Genomic DNA, 21,842 nt, shown 5'->3' on the forward strand with positions numbered 1-21,842 from the left:
TACAAAAGAAAAAAACTCTAGAAATAAGTTATTAAAAGTAGAGAAATTAGAGAAGGAGATTGCGTTTTTGAAGGGGAAATTAGGGAAAGAATAATAAATAGAATTTGTGTTTTGTCAATCATAAATTATAAAAAATAAAAATATGTCAAGTAATTTCGGAAAAACCTGGTGGGGTCAGCAATGGCTTCAATCGTTAAGTAATATTGATTACGAAAACAGGTTGGATCGGGGAAAAAGTTATGCCAAGAAAGGGGCGGTTACAAAAATTATTTTCAAGGGCAATAGAATAGAAGCCAAAGTAGCAGGAAGTAGGCCAAAACCCTATAATGTAGATATTACTTTGCCTCCGTTTTTTGAACCGCAATTGGGGGAGTTTATTAGTGCTTTGGCAAAAAAGCCAACCATTATTTCTAAATTGTTGAATAGAGAGCTCGATCCCGAAGTATTGACCATTGCCGAAAATTTAGGCATGAAAGTGTTTCCCAAACAATGGACCGATTTCAAGATGCAATGCAGTTGTCCAGATTGGGCAGTGCCTTGCAAACACTTGGCTGCAGTGGTGTATAAAGTGAGTGCCGAGATTGATAATAACCCGTTTTTGGTATTTGAGCTACACCAAGTGAATTTGATTGCCGAACTCAATAAATTAGGAATTTTTGTAAATGCCCCGACTTCTGAAATTCCGAAGATTACCGATTTGTATTTTGATTCCAAAAAGAAAAAAACAACGGACTATAATCCTGAGAATGCATACAAGAAATTATCTTTTTCTAAACTATCACCCATACACGAACCGTTAACCGCTTTGTTGGCTGATTTTCCTGCGTTCTATCAAGGTACTGGAAATTTTAAGGAAAAATACAGTTCTAAAATTGCCAGAACGGTAAAGGCAGCACAAAAAGTAGTTCAGGGTAAAATATCATTAGAGAATTTGTTTCTAAAGGCAAGTCTTCAGGAACAAAAAATAAATCCACACAGCCAGAATAAAATCACGATTGACGAAACCTATCAATCGAAAGTTTTTGTGAATGAAACCCAGTTTTCATTTCTTCATTTCTTGCAACAGATAGCCCAAATTCATTCGTCTAAAACACTGGATTACCAACCCTCGACGGCTTCGTTGCACACGATTTTGCATTTTTCGGTGCATCTTTTGGCAAATGGTGCGGTGGTGCCTCAAATTGTGCAATTGCAAAACAAGGAATTCGCGATACGCTGGTTGCCTGCTCTATTGAGTAAGGATGTTAGAGATTTGGTCGAAAAATTAGAAGAAATTTTGCCACCAGCCATTTTTCTTTGGGAAGAAAAAAAAGGTCAAAAAGCCATTAACAACAATCAGGCATTCAATCTGCTTTCGTTGTTTTTGACTGAAATGATTCATATTCTGGAAGATGTACCCAATCCCGATTTGTTTTTGAATTTGTTTTTCAGAAATGAAATTTACGGATTCAAAAAACCGGGTGAGGACGCTTTGAGTGGCGGTATTTCGGCTTGGACTCAAAAATATTTTATTACGCAAGGCAATTACAAACCGCAAATTGTAGTCAGTGAATTGTCCGATGATTTTTTGATTACGCTAAATATAAAGGAGAAACAACAACAACCTGATGAAGCACCTTATGGCTTGCACGATATTTTAAATTTAGAAAAATTCGATAAAAATCGCTACGAAATTCTGCAAAGCCTGACTCAATTAAGCCCGTTTATTGATGGTTTAGATGGTTATATAAACAGTCAAGGAGCAGATAAGATAGTAATGGGCAATGCTGTTTTTACACCTTTCTTGATGGAAATGATTCCAGCGATTCAGCTTTTGGATATTGATATTTTGCTTCCAAAATCATTGCAAGAGATTTTAAAACCCAAAGCGAGCCTTAAAATTAAACGAAAAACGGAAGGAAAATCGTTTATTACGCTCGGAAAATTATTCGATTTTGATTGGCAGATTGCCATTGGAGATACCTTGATGAGCGAAGAGGAGTTCAATAAATTACTCAAAAAATCAGATGGATTACTCAAATACAAATCCAGGTATATTTATGTCAATCAAAACGATTTAGAAAAAATACACAAACATTTTACGTCCACCAAAGAGCTTTCGGCTTTCGAAATGTTGCGAGCTGCTTTGAGTGGCGAATACCAAGGTGCTACAGTTGGCTTGACTGATGACGTACGGGATTTGATTGCCGAACTGACTAATTTTTCGGAAATCGAATTGCCAAAAGGGATCAACGCCCAGCTGCGTCCGTATCAACACCGCGGGTTTTCTTGGATGTACCGCAATGCCAAAATTGGTTTTGGATCCGTTCTTGCCGATGATATGGGATTGGGGAAAACCTTGCAGGTGATTACCACTTTATTGAAATACAAAGAAGACGGATTGCTCGAAAATGAAAAAGCCTTGGTCGTTGCCCCAACGGGACTTTTGACGAATTGGGAAACCGAAATATCCAAATTTGCCCCAACATTAAAAACCAAAATTTACCACGGTGGGAATCGGAAATTGGATAAGGACGATGATTTTGACGTGTTAATTTCCTCTTATGGAATCGTGCGTAGTGATGCCAAGGAATTGAAAAAGAAAAAATGGCATTCGCTCGTAATTGACGAAGCACAAAACATAAAAAACACCAATACCGAACAAACCAAAGCCATTAAAACCATTGGTGCCAATCATTTTATAGCGATGAGCGGAACGCCGGTCGAGAACCGTTTGAGCGAATTGTGGAGTATTATGGATTATAGCAATCGTGGTTTTTTGGGTAACCTCAAAGAGTTTAACGAAACGTATGGTAACCCGATTCAGCAGTTTAATGACGTGGCTGTTGCCGAAAATCTAAAGAAAGTGACCGCTCCCTTTATGATGCGTCGATTAAAGTCGGACAAATCTATTATTTCTGATTTACCGGATAAAATCGAAATGGATTGTTATTCGACCCTTGCCAATGAGCAAGCTAGTTTGTATGAAAAAACGCTACAAAAGGCTATGGAAGACATCGATAGTTTAGACCTTAGCGATGATAAAGCCCTTTTTGTCCGACAAGGATTGGTTCTCCAGATGATTCTGGCACTCAAACAAATATGCAATCATCCCACACAATATTTAAAAAACAATATTCTTGACGCTTCGCTAAGTGGCAAAATGGAATTATTATTTAATCGATTGGACAGTATTATTGAAAGTGGTGAAAAAGTATTGATTTTTACCCAATTTACAGAAATGGGTAATTTGCTAAAGCATTTTATCACAGAAAGATACAAAGAAGAACCGCTGTTTTACCACGGAGGCTGTAACTTGAAACAGCGTGCAACAATGGTCGATGGTTTCCAGAACAACCGTGCCGATAAGGTATTTATCCTTTCGCTCAAAGCCGCAGGAACAGGTTTGAATCTTACTGCCGCCAATCACGTCATCCATTTTGACCTTTGGTGGAACCCCGCCGTAGAAGCCCAAGCAACGGACAGAGCCTACAGAATTGGACAAAAAAGCAACGTAATGGTGCATCGTTTTATTACCAAAAACACCTTCGAAGAAAAAATAAACGATATGATTCAATCCAAAAAAGCCCTAGCCGAATTGACCGTTTCCACAGGCGAAAATTGGATTGGGAATCTTAGTAATACCGAGTTGAGGGAGTTGTTTGTAGCGGGGTAGATTTTAATTTACTTCGTCAGTGTGTGGGCGTGACCCTTCGTAAAAACTACAGGTCGGGCTTTCCGTTCCCGCTTTTTTTTGAATTGCACCGCCTTTAAAGGCGGTGCAATTCAAAAAAAGAGCTCCACTGCCATCCCTCACGCAAAACCAAACGGCTCTTAAAGGATAAAAAGTCTAAAAGGAAGACCTAAAAATAAAAACCAAGTGAATAAAAACTATACTTTACCAAAAAAGGTGTACAAAGAATTAGCCAAGTTAGAATTGAATACGGCTTTGTTCTGTAATTGTTTGTTGTTAAAAAAAGAAATAGCAGGTTTGATGGTTTTACTCAATGATGACCTTTTTGATTGTTTCGGATTTGGTCAGAAAGAGTTTAATCGTCCTCCAGATTTCAAATTAAGAATGCTAAATTTGAGTGAGGAAATTTATGTTTTCGAATTTCAAATGATTTTAGAATCCGGTTTTAAAATTACATTACAATCCTTTGGATAAAAGAGTTAAGGAATTTTTGAGTAATGTTTAAAGAATGAAATGATGTCTTTGCATCTTTATAATGATGATTGGAGTGATATAGTATCGGCGCATTTTCCTTTAGATATTGAGTTAGATTGGATTAAACGAAATTTAGATTTAATACATTCCTTAAAATCAAATCCCCATTTTTATTCGTTAAGCAATAAGTTAATAAATGAAAATCAAAATATAGATACTTATTATTTTGTCCAAAATAAAAAAGCAAATTTCATCGGATTTTGATAATGAAAGTATTGAAGAAAGGGCTATTTTTACAGGTTAAAAATAGATTGAAAATTAGACAATAATGGGTTAAATGGTTTATTTGTAAATAATTAAAAATATGAAAGCAGAAGAATTTTGGGATGTTTATATGAATTCAACCGAGAATACATTAGATATTTATGATGAAGCAATGGTGTTTTTCTCGGAAGAATTGCCTGATGGGTTCAACCAAGAATATGATACGCTAGAAGTTGTATTGGAGGTGCAAGGGCATCACAAAACCGCAAAAAAGTTTGAAAAAGTTATTGATTTTGTAAATTTAATAAAAGAAAAACACCCAGAAATATATAAAGAAAGCTCTGTTTATTCCAATCGTTTTTTAGTAAATTATTACGCCTATCAAAATAATATTGCCGAAACAGAAAAAATTTTTGCAGATGCTTCAGTCAATGTAGCCGAAAACTATGATGAATTTTTATCGTTTTTTAAGACCTTATTATACTACCAACATATCGATATTATTGAAAAAGCAGTTGACCCGAATTTTGAAGCTGTTAGCAATAGCGATACTTTAATTTGTGGTTCTGAATATGATTTGATTATAATAAAATTATTTAATTCTTTAGAAAAACACTATTTGGCAAGTCAAGCAGGAATCGTTTTTGAAAAAGAAAAAGTAGTACAAGACATTCAAAAATACACTTTTGATTTTGTAGAAATAGAACAAAGTATAACTTTATTTGAAAAAGGACTTTTCGAGGACAATTGGGATGCAAAATCAATTCAAAAATTATTTTTAGAAAATAAATCGGACGCCTACCATATTCTTCAAGCACAGTTTATTAAAACAATGTTGCAAAAGAATATTCGATTTGCCGTAAGTTCAAAAATTTGGGAGCTTTTGATGCGTTATTGGAGGGTAAATAACGAAAAATCCCAAAAACACTTTGCAATCGAAACGCAGGAATTCTATAAATTTCTTCAAGAAATATCGGGTGGGTTTTTCTCGAATGATACATCAGATAAGTATGCTATACTCTGGGGAAGTGTTTATGTGTATGACTTTTTGTTTGAAAAAGAACTAATAGATTCCAAAACCTACAGCGAATTTATAGCCACTTCTCAAGAACTTAAAGGAGTTTTAATTGCTAATGAACCTGCTTCATTGTGGGAATTTAATTTTGTTCATAAATGGCAAAAACCAGACGGTATTTCGGAAATTGAGTTTGAAACAGAGGCGGAAATTTTCAACAAAAGTTTGACATTTGCTAAACATCGTTTTTCAGATTTCAAACCAATGATAGCATCAGAAATGGAAACTATTGGGGAACTTTCAGTATCTATACTTAAAGGCGAAGCGAAAATTATTGAGGAACAAAAGAACGCAGACGAAAGATTGAATTATCTTTTTGGCAATTCGGGAGCAAGTTTTGTTGAAAAACCAATTGTAAAAGAACTACACGAAAAAATAGGCAGAAATGACCCATGTCATTGTGGAAGTGGTAAGAAATTCAAAAAATGCTGTTTGAATTAATTCGGATTATAAAAAAATGATAGATTTTAAAAAACAACTAACTGAAGCACTTGATAAAATTGCAACTTCTGGTACTTTTTTTAGCGCAGGCGTAAATGATTTTTGTTTTCCAAAAATGAGCGTCAAAAATTTAGATGAAATTGCATTTCCGCTGAATAAAATACAAATTCAAGCCCTTATTTCAGTGGCTCATAAAGCCCCTTTTGGAAAAGGAAGTGAAACTATTCTTGATACAAATGTTCGGAATTGTTGGGAAATTGATGCTTCTCAAATTGAGTTTGAAGGCAATAATTGGAATAATTTAATCGATAAAACGATAACTAAAATCAAACCCGATTTAGGTATTAAAGATAAAAAAACAGAAGCCCATTTATACAAAATGCTTATTTATGAAGAAGGCGATTTTTTTCTTCCACACAAAGATTCTGAAAAAGAAAAAGGGATGTTTGGAACACTGATTATAGGTTTACCTTCCAAACATTCAGGTGGAGAATTAGTGCTTTCGTTCGATGGAGAAGAACATAGCGTTTCTTTTGCCGAAAATTGTTCTAACGATACACTCCCTTATGTTGCTTTTTATGCCGATTGTCAACACGAAATTAAACCCACGACTTCTGGATACAGAGTTTGTTTGGTTTATAATCTAATTGACCTGCAAGTAGAAAATAATATAAAATTAACCTCATTACTTCCTGAAATTGATGCAATTGAAAATTTGTTTCAAAGCCAAACAGAGCGTACTGATATGCCTTACGTTTATCTGTTAGGGCATCAATATACTCCAACAAATTTTTCATTAGAACAGCTAAAACTCAAGGACAGACCCGTGGCGGAAGTTTTATTGAAAGCTGCAGAAAAAGCGGGTTATTATGCAAAACTGGCTCTTGTGACTTCCTACCAAGCTGGTTCGCTGGAGATGGATTATGATTATGGTAACCGAAGAAGTTATTATTATGATGATGATGATGATGAAATTGATGTGGATTCAGCCGAAATGGGCGAAATTTATGAGGAGTATATATCAATTAATCATTGGGATTCTTCGTCTTTTCCTTCAATAGATGTAAGAAGCGTGGAAATAGAAGATTTAATCTGTAATTTTGAAATAAATGATGGCGATCCAATAGAAAAAGAAGCCGAAGGTTATACCGGAAACGCTGGAATGGAAATGATGTTTTGGTACCATTATGGAGCTGTTGTGTTTTGGAAAAAAGAAAATCATTTGGCAATTTTGAAAGGAGCTACTATTTTTACAAAATTAAAATGGTTGCAATATTACGCTTCAAGATGGGATTCCATAACCGATTTTGAAAAAGAAATGGGCAAAGAAATTTTTCAATATAATTTGGCAGGCTCCTACAATTCGAGAGATGAAGAAACGGAATCTTTTGATGCAATCGTTGATTTTTTGAAGGTTGTAAACGATGCTGATTTTATCAATCAAGAGTCAAAAAATATTTTAATCAACTATTTTTCGAATATTTCAACCGATAAATGGATGGAATTATTGACTCGTTTTTCGACAGTACCTTTTGATGATGTTGTATTGGATAATGCAATATTGAAGAACAGTAAAAATTTGAATCATTTATTGACAATTTTAAATCGATTAAATCAAGTACAGTTTTCCAAATTAACAGAAAAAGTTCTTGAAAAATTACCTAATTCTCTTGCTGGTTTTAACTTTTTAGAACATAAGGGGACTATTTTAAAAAGTTTACTATCCAATTGCATACAAATAGCCCAGCACAAAGAAAAGGATACGTTGTGGATAGAAAGTGTGGCGCAATCCATCACACAAAACTTGGACAGGGATTTTGTGAATGATTATTTGATAGATACAATTTTGGTTAACAATTTAAAAGATACGGTATTAGGGAATGCTATTTTAACTATTGCCAAAAAACATTTAGAAAACAGAGTGGACAATAAACCACAAATTCCTGCAAACTGGTCAAGAGCAGTGCCTCAAAAAAGTAGCTATTCAAAGGTTTGGGCTATTTTGAATAATTTTTTACAATCGCCAACAGAGCAACTATATGACTTTAAAAGTTTACAAGCCAATAGAAGCGAAATGGAGTCTGCCATCCGAAATGTAACCATAGATTTAGATTTAGAAACCATCCGAAAAGGATCTCCACATACCCTACGACTCACCAAAAACACCAATGCCTATAAAGTGGAACTCAAAAAATGGGAACAGGATTGTGTTTTATTGGGGAAGTTGGAATAGGGTTTAGTGTATACAAAAAACATAACTTTTGAATAATAGTTATTATTAGTTAAGTTTGTAACAAGTAAAAAATAAAATCGATTTCAATAAATGAAAGACGAAGAAGACGAAAATACAATCCCAGAAGGTCAAGAAGAAAATAATTCTAACAATCATTCTACTGATGAAAATCTAGAAGAAAATGATTCGGATGAAATTATTGATGTAGATAAAAAATCTTTTGAGGGACAGCATTTTTACGAAAACCAAGAAGATGAAAATGATACCATAACCAAAGTTACAGGAATGTATAAAGATTGGTTTTTGGATTATGCTTCCTATGTAATTCTGGAGCGTGCAGTTCCTGCGATTGAAGATGGCTTTAAGCCGGTACAACGCCGTATCATGCACTCCTTGAAAGAATTAGATGACGGTCGTTATAATAAAGTAGCTAATGTTGTTGGACACACTATGCAGTATCATCCTCACGGAGATCAGAGTATTGGTGATGCGATGGTACAAATTGGTCAGAAAGAACTGCTGATTGACTGTCAGGGAAACTGGGGGAATATCCTAACAGGAGATGGTGCTGCGGCTTCTCGTTATATCGAAGCGCGTTTGTCTAAATTTGCTTTGGAAGTTTTATATTCTCCAAAGATTACTGACTGGGGAGTTTCTTACGATGGTCGTCGTGCGGAGCCCAATAATCTGCCTGTAAAATTCCCATTATTATTGGCTTCCGGAGCAGAGGGAATCGCTGTGGGTCTTTCGACGAAAGTCTTACCTCATAATTTTAATGAACTAATTGATTCTTCGATAAAAATATTAAAAGGAAAACCATTTACCCTATATCCTGATTTCTTGACACAAGGTATTGCTGATGTGTCTAATTATAATGATGGATTGCGTGGCGGACGTGTACGTGTACGTGCCAAAATTGCACAGCTAGACAAGAATACCTTGGTGATTACCCAAATTCCGTTTTCGACCAATACGACCACTTTGATTGACAGTATTTTGAAAGCGAATGATAAAGGGAAAATCAAAATCAAGAAAATTGAGGACAATACCGCTGCTGAGGTAGAAATATTAATACACCTTTTTCCAGGAGTTTCACCAGATAAAACGATTGATGCATTGTTTGCTTTCACGGCCTGTGAAACTTCGGTAGCTCCTTTGGGTTGTGTGATTGAGGATAACAAACCGTTGTTCATTGGAGTTTCTGCGATGTTGAGAATTTCAACAAATAGGACTGTTCAGCTCTTAAAAAGCGAACTCGAAATCCAGTTAGGCGAATTGGAAGAACAATGGCATTTTCTTTCTTTGGAACGTATTTTTATTGAGAATAAAATATACCGTGACATTGAAGAAGAAACCACTAGGGAAGGCGTAATCAAATCGGTTGATGATGGTTTGAAACCACATACGAAACACTTAAAACGTGCGGTTACCGAAGAAGATATTCTGCGTTTATTGGATATCCGAATCATGCGTATTTCTAAATTTGACAGCAATAAAGCACAGGACAAAATCGAATCATTGGAAGGCGATATTGAACAAGTAAAACACAACTTAGAACATCTGATTGATTTTGCAATTGCCTATTTTACTAAGTTAAAAGAGAAATACGGGAAAGGACGCGAACGCCAAACGGAGCTTCGTATTTTTGATGATATCGAAGCTACCAAAGTGGTTTTAAGAAACACGAAACTGTATGTAAATAGAGAAGAAGGTTTTGTAGGAACGAGTTTGAAAAAAGACGAATACGTTACGGATTGTTCCGATATTGATGATGTAATTGTTTTTCTGCGAGATGGTAAAATGATGATTACCAAAGTAGATGCTAAAACTTTTGTAGGTAAAGATATTATCCATATTGCTATTTTTGACAAAAGTGATAAGCGTACGATTTACAATATGATTTACCGTGACGGGAAATCTGGTCCTTCCTATATAAAAAGATTCAATGTTTCTGGGGTAACCCGTGACAAAGCCTATGATTTAACCAATGAAACTGCAGGTTCTCAAGTAGTGTATTTCTCTTGTAATCCAAATGGTGAAGCGGAGGTAATTACGATACTATTACGTCAGGTAGGAAGTGTTAAAAAATTGAAATTCGATATTGATTTTGCCAGTTTAGCCATAAAAGGGCGTGCTTCCAAAGGAAATTTGGTAACTAAATATCCAATCAAGAAAATCGAACTGAAAGAAAAAGGGATTTCGACTTTATTACCAAGAAAAGTTTGGTTTGACGATACTGTCCAACGATTAAACGTCGATGGGAGAGGAGAGCTATTGGGAGAATTCAGACCAAGTGATAAGATTTTGATTATATCTCAATCCGGAAAAATAAAAGTAATTACGCCTGAATTATCGACTCATTTTGATGAAGATATGGTAATTTTGGAAAAATGGGTTCCTAAAAAACCAATTTCAGCGATTTATTATGATGGTGAAAAAGAGCGCTATTATATCAAACGTTTCTTGGTAGAAACAGAGAACAAAGAGGAAAGTTTCATCACGGAACATTCTAATTCACATCTTGAAATTGTAGCTACGGATTATCGTCCTGTTGCCGAATTGGTTTTTGCAAAAGTAAAAGGAGTTCAGAAAGAGAGTATGACGGTTGATATTGAATCCTTTATTGCTTTAAAAGGGTTTAAAGCGCTCGGTAATCAATTGACAACTGATAAATTGAAACAAGTAAATCTTTTGGAATCTTTGCCGTATGAAATTCCAGAGGAAATTATTCCGGAAGAAATAGAAGTTCAAGGAGAAACAGATGCTGATGATATTGACATTCAATTGGATGACGATGGTCAAATAACATTGTCTTTAGACTAAAAAAAGCTTCTGAAAAGACTACCGTCTTGACATAATATTGAATAGGATATTTAACACGAATTTCACGAATTTGCACGAATTAATTAGTGGGAATTAATGAAATTCGTGTTTAACTGTTTTTATATTAGCTTATAAATCAGTGTAAATCTGCTTAATCAGTACAATCTGTGTTCTTTATATTTGTTTCCACAAGGTAGCTTGAAAAGGAACTTTTTTATGTTTAATACCTATAAAAACTTCTGCAGGCTTTCCAGAACTATTTTTAATATTCTGACTTTATTTAAACAATTGTTTTAAGTTAAGTTCCTTTTTATTTCTCAATTTGTTTAGGATTTTCAAAAAAGCAATTGCGGTAATATAGGCATCACCCATTGCGGTATGTCTATCCTTTTTTGAAATATCAAATTTATCGGCAAGTTCGTCCAAACTATAGTTTTCCTTACGTTCCAATAAATTAGAAACCAATAACGTTTTTTTATACAGCACCGCCGTGTCTAAAGTCTTGTTTTTTAATTTCGGCAATCCATTTCTCTCCAATGCCTTATTAATCATGGTGATGTCAAATATAGTATGGTGAGCAATTATAACGGAGTCTCCTAAGAACTCCAAAAACTGTTGTAAGGCTTCTAATTCAGTGGGGCGATCTATGACACATTCTTTCAGGATTCCATGAATTTGTGCACTTGCTTGATCGTAATGTTCTTGTTGAATAAAAACTTCAAAACTATCATGAATGGGAATCATGCCATTTTGCAAGATGATGGCTCCAATACAAAGTATCCTGTCATTAGTATAATCAAAACCAGTGGTCTCTGTATCCAACACAACAAAACGCATAGCGTCGATGTCATTTGATTGTTCGTCATCGGATGATTTTTCGGATTTGCCCCAAAATTCAAATAGAATAGCTTTACTTTTTTTTAAAAAGTTCATCATCATAATATATTTGAAGGATTAAATCGGATAGTGATGAGTTCTTGTAATTCCTTGATGGTTTTAAAAGTTCGCTTTAACTTTATTTTTTCTAATTTGGAAAGCGCTTCCAACGCAATATACTGACCAGAATCATGATGTAAAAGGCCCTGTTTAGTTCTGAATTTCAATAATGCTTTATAGGAATAGGAACATGCTAAATACAACTCTCTGTTATGGGGTTCTAATTCTGCCAATTTTTCAAAACGTTCCGGAGTATTGCTAATAGATTTCACAGAATGAGAGAGAATCAAAACTCTTGCGGCATCGGTTAGTGGCATTAAAGCCCGTCTTTTTATGTCAAAAAAATCTTTGTGGGCGCCGTCTTGTTCTAATAAAAATTGTCTGAAGAATCCGGTTGGAGAAGGGCTTTGTAGCGCGCCGCTTACCAAATGAATATAAAAAACAGGATTAGCTTTTACATTTTCAAAAATAAATTCGGACAACTTGTTTACGAGTTCACTATCTCCATATGACAGACTATAATCAAAAAATATGAAGGATAATAATACTTCATTTTTTCCTGGGTTGGTAATCCAATGGTAAACCAGACTTTCCCATTCGCCAAGACTTAAGCACCATTTTGGATTAGAAGCCATCATTTCTGCGGGACAATAATCATATCCAATAACAAAGAGTCCTTTATTTACATGGGTAGCCAATTCTAAAAAATAATTTTTGGTCTCTATTTTCAATTCTTCCGGAACATCCTCATAAACTAAGGCATTGTCCTGATCGGTATGTAGCAATTGTTCGCTTCTTCCTTGACTTCCCAGTGCCAACCATGCAAATTTTACAGGTGGAGGCGTTTTCATTTTTTTTAGCGCTATTGCTATGACTTGCTTTATACAGACGTCATTTAATTCTGTAATTATTTTTGAAGTCAGTGTCATAGGAATATTTTGGTCTAAATATCCTTGTAACAATTGCATTATGCTGGCTCGTATCGGCTTTATCTGTTTGAATTTTTTAGCTCTTTTTACCGCTTTTATCAATACGCCCGGATTGTTGCCAAGCTCCACCATAACATCATGTTTGGATAGGATCCCGACAGCTTTGGAATTTGTTGTGCCATCTTTTGTAAGACATAAATGGCTAATGTTACTTTTCATCATTGCCATTTGAGCCTGAGTAACGGTCATTTTCCTTGGATAAGTAATAACAGGAGAAGTCATTATTGCGGCAGCAGTTGTGGTGATTGGATATTTTCCGGTCACAATTTTGTTCCTTAAATCTTTATCTGTAATGATACCAATGGGGAGCGTATCCTCTACAACGAGAATGGCGCCCACATTTTTTTTGGTCATGGTTTCAGCAATGGTTTTTACTGTGGTTATAGAAGAACAGGTAATGAGCTTTTTAGAATATTTTACAGGCTGTAAGTCCAATAGCTTTTTATCATTGTCCAAGAATTCGCTCCCGGTTGTTTCACCATATAGTTTTCCGCTGTGGCTTTTAGAATAGGGGTTGAGTGTATTAGAGGCAAAGCTTTCTATTAAAAAATTTCCTACAGCTCTGTTTTCTAGTGCATAAGGTTTAAAAATGGCAATGGGAATGGCATAAAGGATGCTTTCTTCATGGGTTTTGGCTTCCATCTTATAATTTTCATTCGCGATAAGTGGCCTCAACCCAAAAATGTCTCCTTCATCACACATATCCAAAATATCGTTTTGGAGGCTTGTTCTAAGTGCTACTGCTCCTTTATGGACTACATAAAAACAGGAGTGCGTTTCTTCGTTTTCGGCAAACACAACACTATCCTTTTCTTTGTAAATGATGGATATTTGTTCAGAAATGATTTCGATATCTTTTTGTTGTAAAAAGCTAAAAGGAGGGAAGTTTTTTAAAAAGTCTGCAACTCTATGGGAGATGGTATTTTTCATGACGCTTATTTGCGTCTAAGTTAATTTATAAAACAATATATAAAAAGAAAAAAGACCAAATTTGCGGTCTTTTTAGTGTTTCCTTATTTAAGGAGGGAATAAATTTTAAGAATAAAAAAAAGCTCCCGAAAAGGAGCTTCTTTATCAAAAAATAGTTTCGTTTATTTGTTTTTCTTCATTTTCATATTCAATACTTCAACTAATAATGAGAAAGATATCGCAAAATACAAATATCCTTTTGGTACTGGTGTAACGTGATTTCCAAAGATTAAGGCATTCGATAAATGAGCACTTTCAGTAAGTAACATAAATCCAATTAGTATCAAAAATGATAAACCCAAAATTTGAATAGAAGGATGTTTGTTTACAAAACTTCCAACAGGAACAGCAAATTGCATCATTATTAATACGGATATAATCACTGCAGTAATCATAATATATAAAGCACCTTCAACTCCATTTGTCATACCTACCGCCGTAAGAATACTATCGAAAGAGAAAACTAAATCAATCATGATAATTTGAAAAAGTACATTTTGAAATGATTTTGTGGCCGCTTTGCTTATTTCTTTTTCTTCATGTCCTTTTTCGTCTACTTTTTCACGAATCTCATTCGTACTCTTATAAATCAAGAATAAACCCCCGAGTAATAAAATGATACTTTGACCTGTCACTCCTGCAGTAAACCAACTAAAATCAATGCTAAACCAAGGTTTCTTCATTTGAATCAATAAATTGATACCAAACAAAAGCGCAATTCTCATGAACATGGCAAGGAACATTCCTATTTTGGTAGCTTTTTTACGACTTTCGGCAGGTAGTTTTCCTGTGGCAATCGATATGAAAATTATATTATCGATTCCTAATACAATTTCCAAAAATGTCAATGTTAACAAGGCAATCCAAGCGTCAGGATTTAAAAATACTTCCATTTTTATTTAGTTATAATTTATAGTTTAAAAATACTTAATCGGCAATCTTAGTAACAGTTCCTCTTTGCTTTGTGTCGACACCAATCATTCCGAATTCAAAGGTATAGGAATTTTTTGAGGTTGTCAAAATTTTCATACCAATTGCTTTTTCTTCGGCCATATTTTTTGGATGTATTTTTTGTAGAATGTACTCACAATCATTTACCCATCGTATCGAAGCAGTGTCTGTTTTGCCTTCAAAAGTTTCAATTTCGATACTGTCATTGCGTTCAAAAACAGTAGTTTTCTTGACACCGTCAACTTCATATTCAAATTTGAATTTCCCAGTTTTAAAAGCTGCACAATTGCGCTCCGCATCATAGCATGACATTAGTAGCAGTAGTGGGAGGAGGAGTATTATTTTTTTCATTTCTTAAGTGGATTTATTTTCAAACTGTTTTTTAAGGCCTAATACAGCTGTACGTTGCGGGGTTTTCACTTCCATCTGGGGCAATTATAACTATTGTATTTTAATATCGTATTTGTCTAGTAGTCCAACAATTCCCTGAGTAGAAAATTTGGCTTTTTTCATCGGATTGAATTCGGGATCAATTTTAAAATTAGATGCTTTTGAAAAATCAGCTCCTGCTAATTGGGTATTATTAAAAATAGCACCATCCAAATTACTGTTGTCAAAAACCGAATTCGTAAGATTCGCTCCAACAAAAGTTACTTCTTTCAACGAACAGGAATTGAATTTTGTTTTTGGCATTTTTTTATTCGCAAACGACGAATAATCCAAAACGCATTCCTGAAAATTGACGTTGAACAAGAAATCATCGCATTCCTCAAATTGGATGCCCAGCAATTTGCAGTTTCTAAATTGTACTCCTTTTAAGCTTGTTCCTGATAATTTTGTCATGGCCAGATTACAATCAATGAATTCACAATCCATGAAGATATTATAGGAGAAATCACTATTGGAGAAATCACAGTTTTTAAAAACGCAATCCTCAAATTCTCTATTGTTAATTTTTTTATCGATGTAAACGACTTTTTCAAATGTTTTTTGAACGTGAATTAGGTTTTCCATGGGAGTTTTTTCGATTTTCTGGCGTTATGTCTCACACGGAGAATTAGAATTGTAGTTTCAGTAATTTGATAGGATATGCTATAATCATAAATTAGACAAACACGGAAAGTTCCATCATTATTGGTCTTTTGTTTGTCGAGTTTAAAAATTTCGGGTTGGGTTTTTAGAATTTCTGTACTATCAAAGATAGCTTCGATTACTTTGTCAGCAATTTGGATTGATTTGCTTTCAAAAAAAATATAAAAATGAATATCTTCTAGTTGGGCTAAAGCATTATTTGACCAAATTATTTTCTTCCCCATTTTTTTGAAATTGATCTTGCTTCTTCATCAGAATAAAAATTACCTTTTTTGATACTTTCTAATGCATTGTCAATATCATTATTATAGTCAATACTAGTTTCATCAACTGTTGAATTGAGTGATTGTAAAAGATGTTTGAGTTTTTCAACAAAAGAAGGATCTTTTACTTTATCAATTTCTTGATGAATCCAATTTATTTCAGCTTGAATATCCATGATTGAAATTTTTAGTAAAGATACGAATTAGTCGTTAAATAAGCTTTTCATAATTGTTTTTAATCCCAAATACATCAGAAACATGGCGGCAAGACAAGCTATAATTCCTATTGCTAAAACCAAATAATGCCACACATTTTGCTGATTCATAAAGGCATTATAAATCACTGCAGGACCTAAAAAAAGTAGCGGTAAAGCACCCGCTAAATATTTGATTCCTTTGGATAATAGTTCTTTGTTGGTTGCCATTTCTTTAGTTTAAAGTTTAAGGTTATGTTACTTTGTCATAACCCTTTCAGAGTTTTAAACTCTGAAAGGGTTCGTCTGTAATCTGCCTACTGGCCACTGTAATTATCAACAGCTTTTCTCACACTGCCATGTTTTTTCAATAATTCGGCAGCTTCCTCGTAGGAAACAGGAATTTCTCCCATAATCATTTTTACACCGCGATCTACCAGTTTGCTATTGCTCAATTGCATATCAACCATTTTGTTACCTTTCACCTTCCCGAGTTGAATCATGGTGGTGGTGGTAATCATATTCAGCACTAATTTTTGGGCTGTTCCCGCTTTCATACGGGAACTTCCGGTTACAAATTCAGGTCCTACAACTACTTCAATAGGGAATTTTGCAGTTTGTGAAAGCGGACTTCCTGCATTGCAAGAAATGCTTCCTGTGGTGATATTATTTTCGTTACAGGCTTGTAATCCTCCAATGACATAAGGAGTTGTGCCTGAAGCGGCAATTCCTACTACGACATCATTTTCATTTATATCGAAAGCTTGCAAATCAATCCAGGCTTGGGGGGCATTATCTTCGGCATTTTCTACGGCTCTACGAATGGCGGTGTCACCACCGGCAATAATCCCGATTACCAAGTCGAAAGGAACGCCGAAGGTTGGCGGACATTCCGAAGCATCCAGAATTCCCAAACGTCCTGAAGTTCCTGCTCCAATGTAAAACAATCGTCCGCCGAGTTTCATTTTGGCAACGATTTCGGTTACTAAAGGTTCTATTTGCGGCAAGGCTTTTTCTACGGCTAAAGGAACGGTTTTGTCTTCCTGATTGATATTAGAAAGTAATTCTTGAACCGACATTTTTTCTAAATGTTCGTATTTGGAGGATTGTTCGGTGGTTTTAGTAAAAGTCATTTTTTTTATTTTTTTGAAGGGACAACTTGCGAGTTATCTGTACGTTTCATGCGTGAGGGATAGCAGCGGAAATCCTTTTTTACTCCTGTAGCGACAGCGGAAGGAGAAAAAAGATTGTAGCGAATAGCCCGACCCGCTTTTTCAGCGGGTCACGCCCAAATTGTAAAATTATATAAAATACGCCAAGGCAATTCCTAAAATTATCATTGAAACTTTGGCGATATTGAATTTGTGTCCTTCGCTGGTTTCAAAAATAATGGTGGATGAAATATGGAATAATATCCCTATTACAATGGCTGTAATTTCAGTATAATATACGTTTAAGATGGGCATGTAATCAGACAAAATGGTTCCTAGTGGCGTCATAATTGCAAAAGTTACCATGAAGAAAAGAATGGCGTTTTTATCCAGACTTGCATTGATGAAAAAGGTGGTCAATATGATGGCGATTGGCAAATGGTGGATGGCAATTCCTATGGCTAAATCATGGTGGTGACTTACGGGAAATCCTTCCAGAAAGGCGTGGATGCAAAGACTGATGAACAGCAACCACGGGATTTGAGTTATTATTTCATGTCCGTGTACGTGACCGTGTTCCGCCCCTTTTGAAAAAAACTCCAATATGATTTGGAATAGGATTCCCAACATAATAAAGATTCCAATGTTAGGATTGGCGCTTTCGTACACTTCCGGTAATAAGTGCATTACCGTCAAAGAAAGTAAAAAAGAACCGCTAAAGGCTAATAATAACTTTAGGTTGGTTTTGTTTTTTGGTCTTAAAACCAATGCGACGATATACCCTATGAGTACGGAAAGTAATGGTAAAAGGTAATTCATGTTTTTTGTTTAACTGTTTATTTGTTGAATAGTTAACATGTTTTATCGATTAACCAAATAACCGATTAACCGAAATTATCTATTTAAAAATCATGATTAGTCGTTCACTATCTGTTTTGTGGAATTTTTTCAATTTGTAATCGCCAAAAATATCCAATAAGTAAATTCCGGCTTCTTCCATTAATTCTTCAAAATCTTTGAGGGTTAAGGCTTTTACTTTTTCAGTAAAGTGAAATTTTTGTCCTTTGTCTTCAAAGTCAATTTCTTTGTAAATATGGCCTTCGGCTACATAACGCTTGATATGAAAATCGATTCCTTCTACTGTTTTCGTTTCTTCAGGAACCAGTGTGTCGATGACTTGGTTGACATTCATGAAGTCAATCACGGCAAAACCATATTCTGAAAGGCTTTCTTTGATGGCTTTTAATGTGGTTAGATTGTCTTCGTCATTCTCAAAATAGCCAAAACTGGTGAATAAATTGAAAATAGCATCGAATTTCTCTTCAAAAGGTTCACGCATGTCGTGTACTTTAAAATGAAGGGTTTCATTGCTGTTTTTACGGGCTTCAGCAATGCTATTTTCAGATAAATCAGCACCAATAACATTAAATCCTAATTGGTTCAAATAGATAGAATGACGGCCTTTGCCACAAGCTAAATCCAATACTTTTGCTTTTTCAGGAAGATTAAGGTAATGTGTAAGATTATCCATAAAAACCTGGGCTTCTCTATAGTTTCGGTCTTTGTAAAGGATGTGATAATACGGAGTGTCAAACCAAGAGGTATACCAGTTTGCTGGTGATTGTTGTTGATTTTCAGTTGGCGGATTTTGTGCTGCAGACATTTATTCTTTTTCAATTAATTCGATTGATGCAAATTTAGTGTATTTTTGCAACGAATACTTGATTTTACAATGGAAAATAATTTTAAAATGGTTGCCAAAACCTTTTTTGGTTTTGAAGAAATATTAGCGAAAGAATTGCAAATGCTGGGCGCACAAGATGTGGAGCAAGGTGTGAGAATGGTGAGTTTTAAAGGAGATAAAGGGTTTATGTACAAAGCGAATTTAGGGTTACGTACGGCTTTGAAAATCCTGAAACCTATTTATTTTTTCAAGGCAAATAATGAACAGGCTTTATACAAAGGTATTTCGGGAGTGAATTGGTCTAAATTATTGAATGCCAATCAGACTTTTGTGATTGATACAACGGTACATTCGGAATATTTTAATCACTCGGAATTTGTTTCCCAGAAATGTAAAGATGCGATTGTCGATCAATTTAGAGAAAGAACAGGGCAACGACCAAGTATTGACAAAGTGCATCCTGATTTGAGAATCAACATTCACATCGATAAAGACCAGGTTTCAGTTGCACTGGATACTTCCGGGAATTCATTGAACCAACGTGGGTATAGAACCGCTACCAATATTGCTCCTATAAACGAGGTACTGGCTGCAGGAATTCTTTTGCTTTCGGGTTGGGATGGTCAAGGTGATTTCTTGGATCCTATGTGTGGTTCTGGAACATTTCTAGCCGAAGCCGCTATGATTGCCTGTAATATTCCGGCAAACATCAACCGTAAAGAATTTGCTTTCGAAAAATGGAACGATTGGGACAATGATTTATTTGATGCTATTTCAGACAGTTTATTGAAACGTGTTCGTGAATTTCATTACACCATAAAAGGCTATGATAAAGCACCAAGTGCGGTTCAAAAAGCCAAAGACAATATCAAAAATGCCAATCTTGATGAGTACGTAACCATCGAGGAAAAGAACTTTTTTGATACGGAAAAAACATCTGAAGGAAAATTACACATGGTTTTCAATCCGCCGTATGATGAGCGTTTGGACATTCACATGGAAGAATTCTACAAAAGTATTGGAGATACCTTAAAGAAAAATTACCCGGGAACAAATGCTTGGTTTATCACGGCTAATCTTGAAGCTTTGAAATATGTTGGACTAAAACCTTCGAGAAAAATTAAACTTTTCAACGCTGGTTTAGAAGCACGTTTGGTAAAATACGAAATGTACGAAGGAAGCAAGAGAACGAAGTTTCAGGTGTCAGAAAGTGGAGATCAGGATCAGATTTAAGATATTAGATTAAAAAAAATCATAATTCATAACTCAAAACTCATAATTTATTATGACCAAATTACAAGTACGTGCATTTATATACCAATTGGGTTGTTTTGCAATATTATTTACGTCATTCCGATATTTAGTGGATCACTATACCAATTTAATCGGTTATTGGGTTCCGTTGACTGCTTTTGCAGTTGGCACGCTTTTATCACCTAAATTTCAGGCAGTAAAGACTAAAGACGGCGAAAAATTATTTATGAAATGGATTTTTATAAAAGAAATAAAGGAAATGTAATTTTATAAATTACGAATTACAAATTAATAATTACGAGAATCGAGGAATAATAATTACTAGCTTTTATGAAAGAAAATATTATTCAAATTAAAAGTTATGCTTTTGCTGGATAAAATAGAATAATTGCACCATTTCTTAAATGGACTTATATTCCTTATATGTTGAGAAATAAAAACCATATAAGAAATGTAAGATCATTTAAGTTTTAAAAAGTATTACGGTATACTCTATGTTTAGTTCGTTTTACTCAAAACAAAAAATATCGCAAAGAGAACAGTTGTTTCCTTTGCGATATTTTTTATTTTGAAACTCGAGTAAGTTTTACTTTTTTTGATCTTCTTTTTTGATCTCCACTTTCTTAGGAGTAACTTTTTTTTTGTAAAAAGGTATAAAGTAGGTAACAGTGTAATTAAATCCTACTCCAAAATCTCCATCGTAGGTTCTATTAAATCCAGGAATGTATAGGTTTTTGAAATTATCGGGTTCTTTATTGGTTACTAATCGATTCAAGCGAAGACTGAAACCCATAAATACATTATTGAATACTTTGGCTTTTACTCCTGCCACGACTTCAATCCAACTTGCGGTTAAACCGTTATATTTGTTACCTGATGTAATTACAGGGACTTCACCAAAATATGGATTGGCATTGTAAATTTTATAAGTGTTTAACTGTTGGCTAAAAGTACTCACGCCATATCGCATGCCTATGGAAATGATGTTTTCCATATCCAACCAGTTTTCATAGCCATTGTAATCAAAACCGACTTTTAAATACGAACCTTTGGTTGTAGTATTCAATCGGTCATCATCCGTCGTTTTATTTTCATTTCCAACTTCGGCTGCCAAGAAATATTTTTTTGTCAAGCGATAATCACCTACTAATTCTAGACCTTTATAATCTTTGTCATATAAGGCACGAGTCAATTTGTATAAATCAACACCTACACGAAAACCGTAACGATCTGTTTTTACAATGGTATCGTTCTTTTTTTCTTCCGGAAGTTTTTTAGTTATTGGCTTTGGAGCTTCAGGAATCACTTCATCCATTTTTTTTCTTTGGATGGTGTCAGTATCTTGTGCTTGTGCCAAAAATAGAGACAACATGAAG

Annotated in this window: 19 protein-coding genes; 7 read left to right on the plus strand and 12 right to left on the minus strand. The window is 34.7% G+C overall.

Going from position 1 to position 21,842, the window contains the following annotated elements; translation table 11 throughout:
• Window positions 1-142 precede the first annotated feature (142 nt).
• The 5 genes from FNW38_RS07045 (at window position 143) to FNW38_RS07065 (ending at window position 10,983) form a co-directional block, all read left to right on the plus strand.
• A complete protein-coding gene (locus FNW38_RS07045; RefSeq protein WP_143386441.1) occupies window positions 143-3,655 on the plus strand; it encodes a DEAD/DEAH box helicase in 3,513 nt (1,170 codons plus the stop codon).
• A 204-nt stretch (window positions 3,656-3,859) separates the two neighbouring features.
• Complete coding sequence (locus tag FNW38_RS07050; protein ID WP_143386442.1) at window positions 3,860-4,147, plus strand: hypothetical protein; 288 nt, start codon at window positions 3,860-3,862, stop codon at window positions 4,145-4,147.
• A gap of 364 nt (window positions 4,148-4,511) precedes the next feature.
• Window positions 4,512-5,927 carry a YecA family protein gene (locus FNW38_RS17920; RefSeq protein ID WP_317129727.1) on the plus strand — a complete coding sequence of 472 codons (1,416 nt, stop codon included), beginning with the start codon at window positions 4,512-4,514 and terminating at the stop codon, window positions 5,925-5,927.
• A gap of 16 nt (window positions 5,928-5,943) precedes the next feature.
• Window positions 5,944-8,160 carry a 2OG-Fe(II) oxygenase gene (locus FNW38_RS07060; RefSeq protein WP_143386443.1) on the plus strand — a complete coding sequence of 739 codons (2,217 nt, stop codon included), beginning with the start codon at window positions 5,944-5,946 and terminating at the stop codon, window positions 8,158-8,160.
• 90 nt (window positions 8,161-8,250) lie between these two features.
• Window positions 8,251-10,983, plus strand: a complete 2,733-nt coding sequence (locus tag FNW38_RS07065; RefSeq protein WP_143386444.1) for a DNA gyrase/topoisomerase IV subunit A — start codon at window positions 8,251-8,253, stop codon at window positions 10,981-10,983.
• 276 nt (window positions 10,984-11,259) lie between these two features.
• Here FNW38_RS07065 and FNW38_RS07070 read toward each other — a convergent pair whose 3' ends face one another.
• The 11 genes from FNW38_RS07070 to FNW38_RS07120 form a co-directional block, all read right to left on the minus strand.
• Complete coding sequence (locus FNW38_RS07070) at window positions 11,260-11,919, minus strand: 3'-5' exonuclease (protein WP_143386445.1); 660 nt, start codon at window positions 11,917-11,919, stop codon at window positions 11,260-11,262.
• Complete coding sequence (locus FNW38_RS07075) at window positions 11,919-13,838, minus strand: DUF294 nucleotidyltransferase-like domain-containing protein (RefSeq protein WP_143386446.1); 1,920 nt, start codon at window positions 13,836-13,838, stop codon at window positions 11,919-11,921. Before FNW38_RS07075 ends, FNW38_RS07070 begins: the two co-directional genes overlap by 1 nt.
• A 161-nt stretch (window positions 13,839-13,999) precedes the next feature.
• Window positions 14,000-14,770: a TerC family protein gene (locus tag FNW38_RS07080; protein WP_143386447.1), complete on the minus strand. Its 771-nt coding sequence runs from the start codon at window positions 14,768-14,770 to the stop codon at window positions 14,000-14,002.
• Between the two features lie 34 nt (window positions 14,771-14,804).
• The gene (locus tag FNW38_RS07085) at window positions 14,805-15,179 is read right to left on the minus strand and encodes a DNA topoisomerase IV (protein WP_143386448.1); all 375 of its coding nucleotides are present in this window, start codon (window positions 15,177-15,179) and stop codon (window positions 14,805-14,807) included.
• Between the two features lie 90 nt (window positions 15,180-15,269).
• Window positions 15,270-15,842 carry a pentapeptide repeat-containing protein gene (locus FNW38_RS07090; protein ID WP_143386449.1) on the minus strand — a complete coding sequence of 191 codons (573 nt, stop codon included), beginning with the start codon at window positions 15,840-15,842 and terminating at the stop codon, window positions 15,270-15,272.
• Window positions 15,830-16,144, minus strand: a complete 315-nt coding sequence (locus FNW38_RS07095; RefSeq protein WP_143386450.1) for a type II toxin-antitoxin system RelE/ParE family toxin — start codon at window positions 16,142-16,144, stop codon at window positions 15,830-15,832. The genes FNW38_RS07090 and FNW38_RS07095 overlap by 13 nt, the downstream gene beginning before the upstream one ends.
• On the minus strand, window positions 16,129-16,359 hold the full coding sequence (locus FNW38_RS07100) for a hypothetical protein (RefSeq protein WP_143386451.1): 231 nt from the start codon (window positions 16,357-16,359) through the stop codon (window positions 16,129-16,131). Before FNW38_RS07100 ends, FNW38_RS07095 begins: the two co-directional genes overlap by 16 nt.
• Before the next feature lie 27 nt (window positions 16,360-16,386).
• Window positions 16,387-16,608: a DUF6095 family protein gene (locus tag FNW38_RS07105; RefSeq protein ID WP_143386452.1), complete on the minus strand. Its 222-nt coding sequence runs from the start codon at window positions 16,606-16,608 to the stop codon at window positions 16,387-16,389.
• An 86-nt stretch (window positions 16,609-16,694) separates the two neighbouring features.
• Window positions 16,695-17,510 (minus strand): N-acetylmuramic acid 6-phosphate etherase, encoded by an 816-nt coding sequence (murQ, locus tag FNW38_RS07110; protein ID WP_143386453.1) that lies wholly within the window; start codon window positions 17,508-17,510, stop codon window positions 16,695-16,697.
• Between the two features lie 168 nt (window positions 17,511-17,678).
• Window positions 17,679-18,347 (minus strand): ZIP family metal transporter, encoded by a 669-nt coding sequence (locus FNW38_RS07115; RefSeq protein WP_143386454.1) that lies wholly within the window; start codon window positions 18,345-18,347, stop codon window positions 17,679-17,681.
• Between the two features lie 79 nt (window positions 18,348-18,426).
• On the minus strand, window positions 18,427-19,191 hold the full coding sequence (locus FNW38_RS07120) for a class I SAM-dependent methyltransferase (protein WP_143386455.1): 765 nt from the start codon (window positions 19,189-19,191) through the stop codon (window positions 18,427-18,429).
• A gap of 69 nt (window positions 19,192-19,260) precedes the next feature.
• Between FNW38_RS07120 and FNW38_RS07125 the strand changes: the two genes are divergently transcribed.
• Window positions 19,261-20,445, plus strand: coding sequence for a THUMP domain-containing class I SAM-dependent RNA methyltransferase (locus FNW38_RS07125; RefSeq protein ID WP_143386456.1), 1,185 nt, complete (start codon window positions 19,261-19,263; stop codon window positions 20,443-20,445).
• A 52-nt stretch (window positions 20,446-20,497) separates the two neighbouring features.
• Window positions 20,498-20,731: a hypothetical protein gene (locus FNW38_RS07130; protein ID WP_143386457.1), complete on the plus strand. Its 234-nt coding sequence runs from the start codon at window positions 20,498-20,500 to the stop codon at window positions 20,729-20,731.
• A gap of 321 nt (window positions 20,732-21,052) precedes the next feature.
• On the opposite strand, the gene FNW38_RS07135 is transcribed toward FNW38_RS07130, so the two are convergent.
• Window positions 21,053-21,838 (minus strand): DUF6048 family protein, encoded by a 786-nt coding sequence (locus tag FNW38_RS07135; RefSeq protein WP_235890162.1) that lies wholly within the window; start codon window positions 21,836-21,838, stop codon window positions 21,053-21,055.
• Window positions 21,839-21,842 lie beyond the last annotated feature (4 nt).

The organism is Flavobacterium gawalongense (assembly GCF_007097265.1).
In the GTDB taxonomy this organism is placed as follows: domain Bacteria; phylum Bacteroidota; class Bacteroidia; order Flavobacteriales; family Flavobacteriaceae; genus Flavobacterium; species Flavobacterium gawalongense.

What these genes read in the sequence shown, in the direction of transcription:
- FNW38_RS07085 (WP_143386448.1), bottom strand. Translation starts at nt 15,179, where the DNA reads ATGAAAAAAATAATACTCCTCCTCCCACTACTGCTACTAATGTCATGC.
- FNW38_RS17920 (WP_317129727.1), top strand. Translation starts at nt 4,512, where the DNA reads ATGAAAGCAGAAGAATTTTGGGATGTTTATATGAATTCAACCGAGAAT.
- FNW38_RS07090 (WP_143386449.1), bottom strand. Translation starts at nt 15,842, where the DNA reads ATGGAAAACCTAATTCACGTTCAAAAAACATTTGAAAAAGTCGTTTAC.
- FNW38_RS07125 (WP_143386456.1), top strand. Translation starts at nt 19,261, where the DNA reads ATGGAAAATAATTTTAAAATGGTTGCCAAAACCTTTTTTGGTTTTGAA.
- murQ (WP_143386453.1), bottom strand. Translation starts at nt 17,510, where the DNA reads ATGACTTTTACTAAAACCACCGAACAATCCTCCAAATACGAACATTTA.
- FNW38_RS07105 (WP_143386452.1), bottom strand. Translation starts at nt 16,608, where the DNA reads ATGGCAACCAACAAAGAACTATTATCCAAAGGAATCAAATATTTAGCG.
- FNW38_RS07095 (WP_143386450.1), bottom strand. Translation starts at nt 16,144, where the DNA reads ATGGGGAAGAAAATAATTTGGTCAAATAATGCTTTAGCCCAACTAGAA.
- FNW38_RS07115 (WP_143386454.1), bottom strand. Translation starts at nt 18,347, where the DNA reads ATGAATTACCTTTTACCATTACTTTCCGTACTCATAGGGTATATCGTC.
- FNW38_RS07065 (WP_143386444.1), top strand. Translation starts at nt 8,251, where the DNA reads ATGAAAGACGAAGAAGACGAAAATACAATCCCAGAAGGTCAAGAAGAA.
- FNW38_RS07045 (WP_143386441.1), top strand. Translation starts at nt 143, where the DNA reads ATGTCAAGTAATTTCGGAAAAACCTGGTGGGGTCAGCAATGGCTTCAA.
- FNW38_RS07080 (WP_143386447.1), bottom strand. Translation starts at nt 14,770, where the DNA reads ATGGAAGTATTTTTAAATCCTGACGCTTGGATTGCCTTGTTAACATTG.
- FNW38_RS07130 (WP_143386457.1), top strand. Translation starts at nt 20,498, where the DNA reads ATGACCAAATTACAAGTACGTGCATTTATATACCAATTGGGTTGTTTT.
- FNW38_RS07075 (WP_143386446.1), bottom strand. Translation starts at nt 13,838, where the DNA reads ATGAAAAATACCATCTCCCATAGAGTTGCAGACTTTTTAAAAAACTTC.
- FNW38_RS07120 (WP_143386455.1), bottom strand. Translation starts at nt 19,191, where the DNA reads ATGTCTGCAGCACAAAATCCGCCAACTGAAAATCAACAACAATCACCA.
- FNW38_RS07060 (WP_143386443.1), top strand. Translation starts at nt 5,944, where the DNA reads ATGATAGATTTTAAAAAACAACTAACTGAAGCACTTGATAAAATTGCA.
- FNW38_RS07100 (WP_143386451.1), bottom strand. Translation starts at nt 16,359, where the DNA reads ATGGATATTCAAGCTGAAATAAATTGGATTCATCAAGAAATTGATAAA.
- FNW38_RS07070 (WP_143386445.1), bottom strand. Translation starts at nt 11,919, where the DNA reads ATGATGAACTTTTTAAAAAAAAGTAAAGCTATTCTATTTGAATTTTGG.
- FNW38_RS07135 (WP_235890162.1), bottom strand. Translation starts at nt 21,838, where the DNA reads ATGTTGTCTCTATTTTTGGCACAAGCACAAGATACTGACACCATCCAA.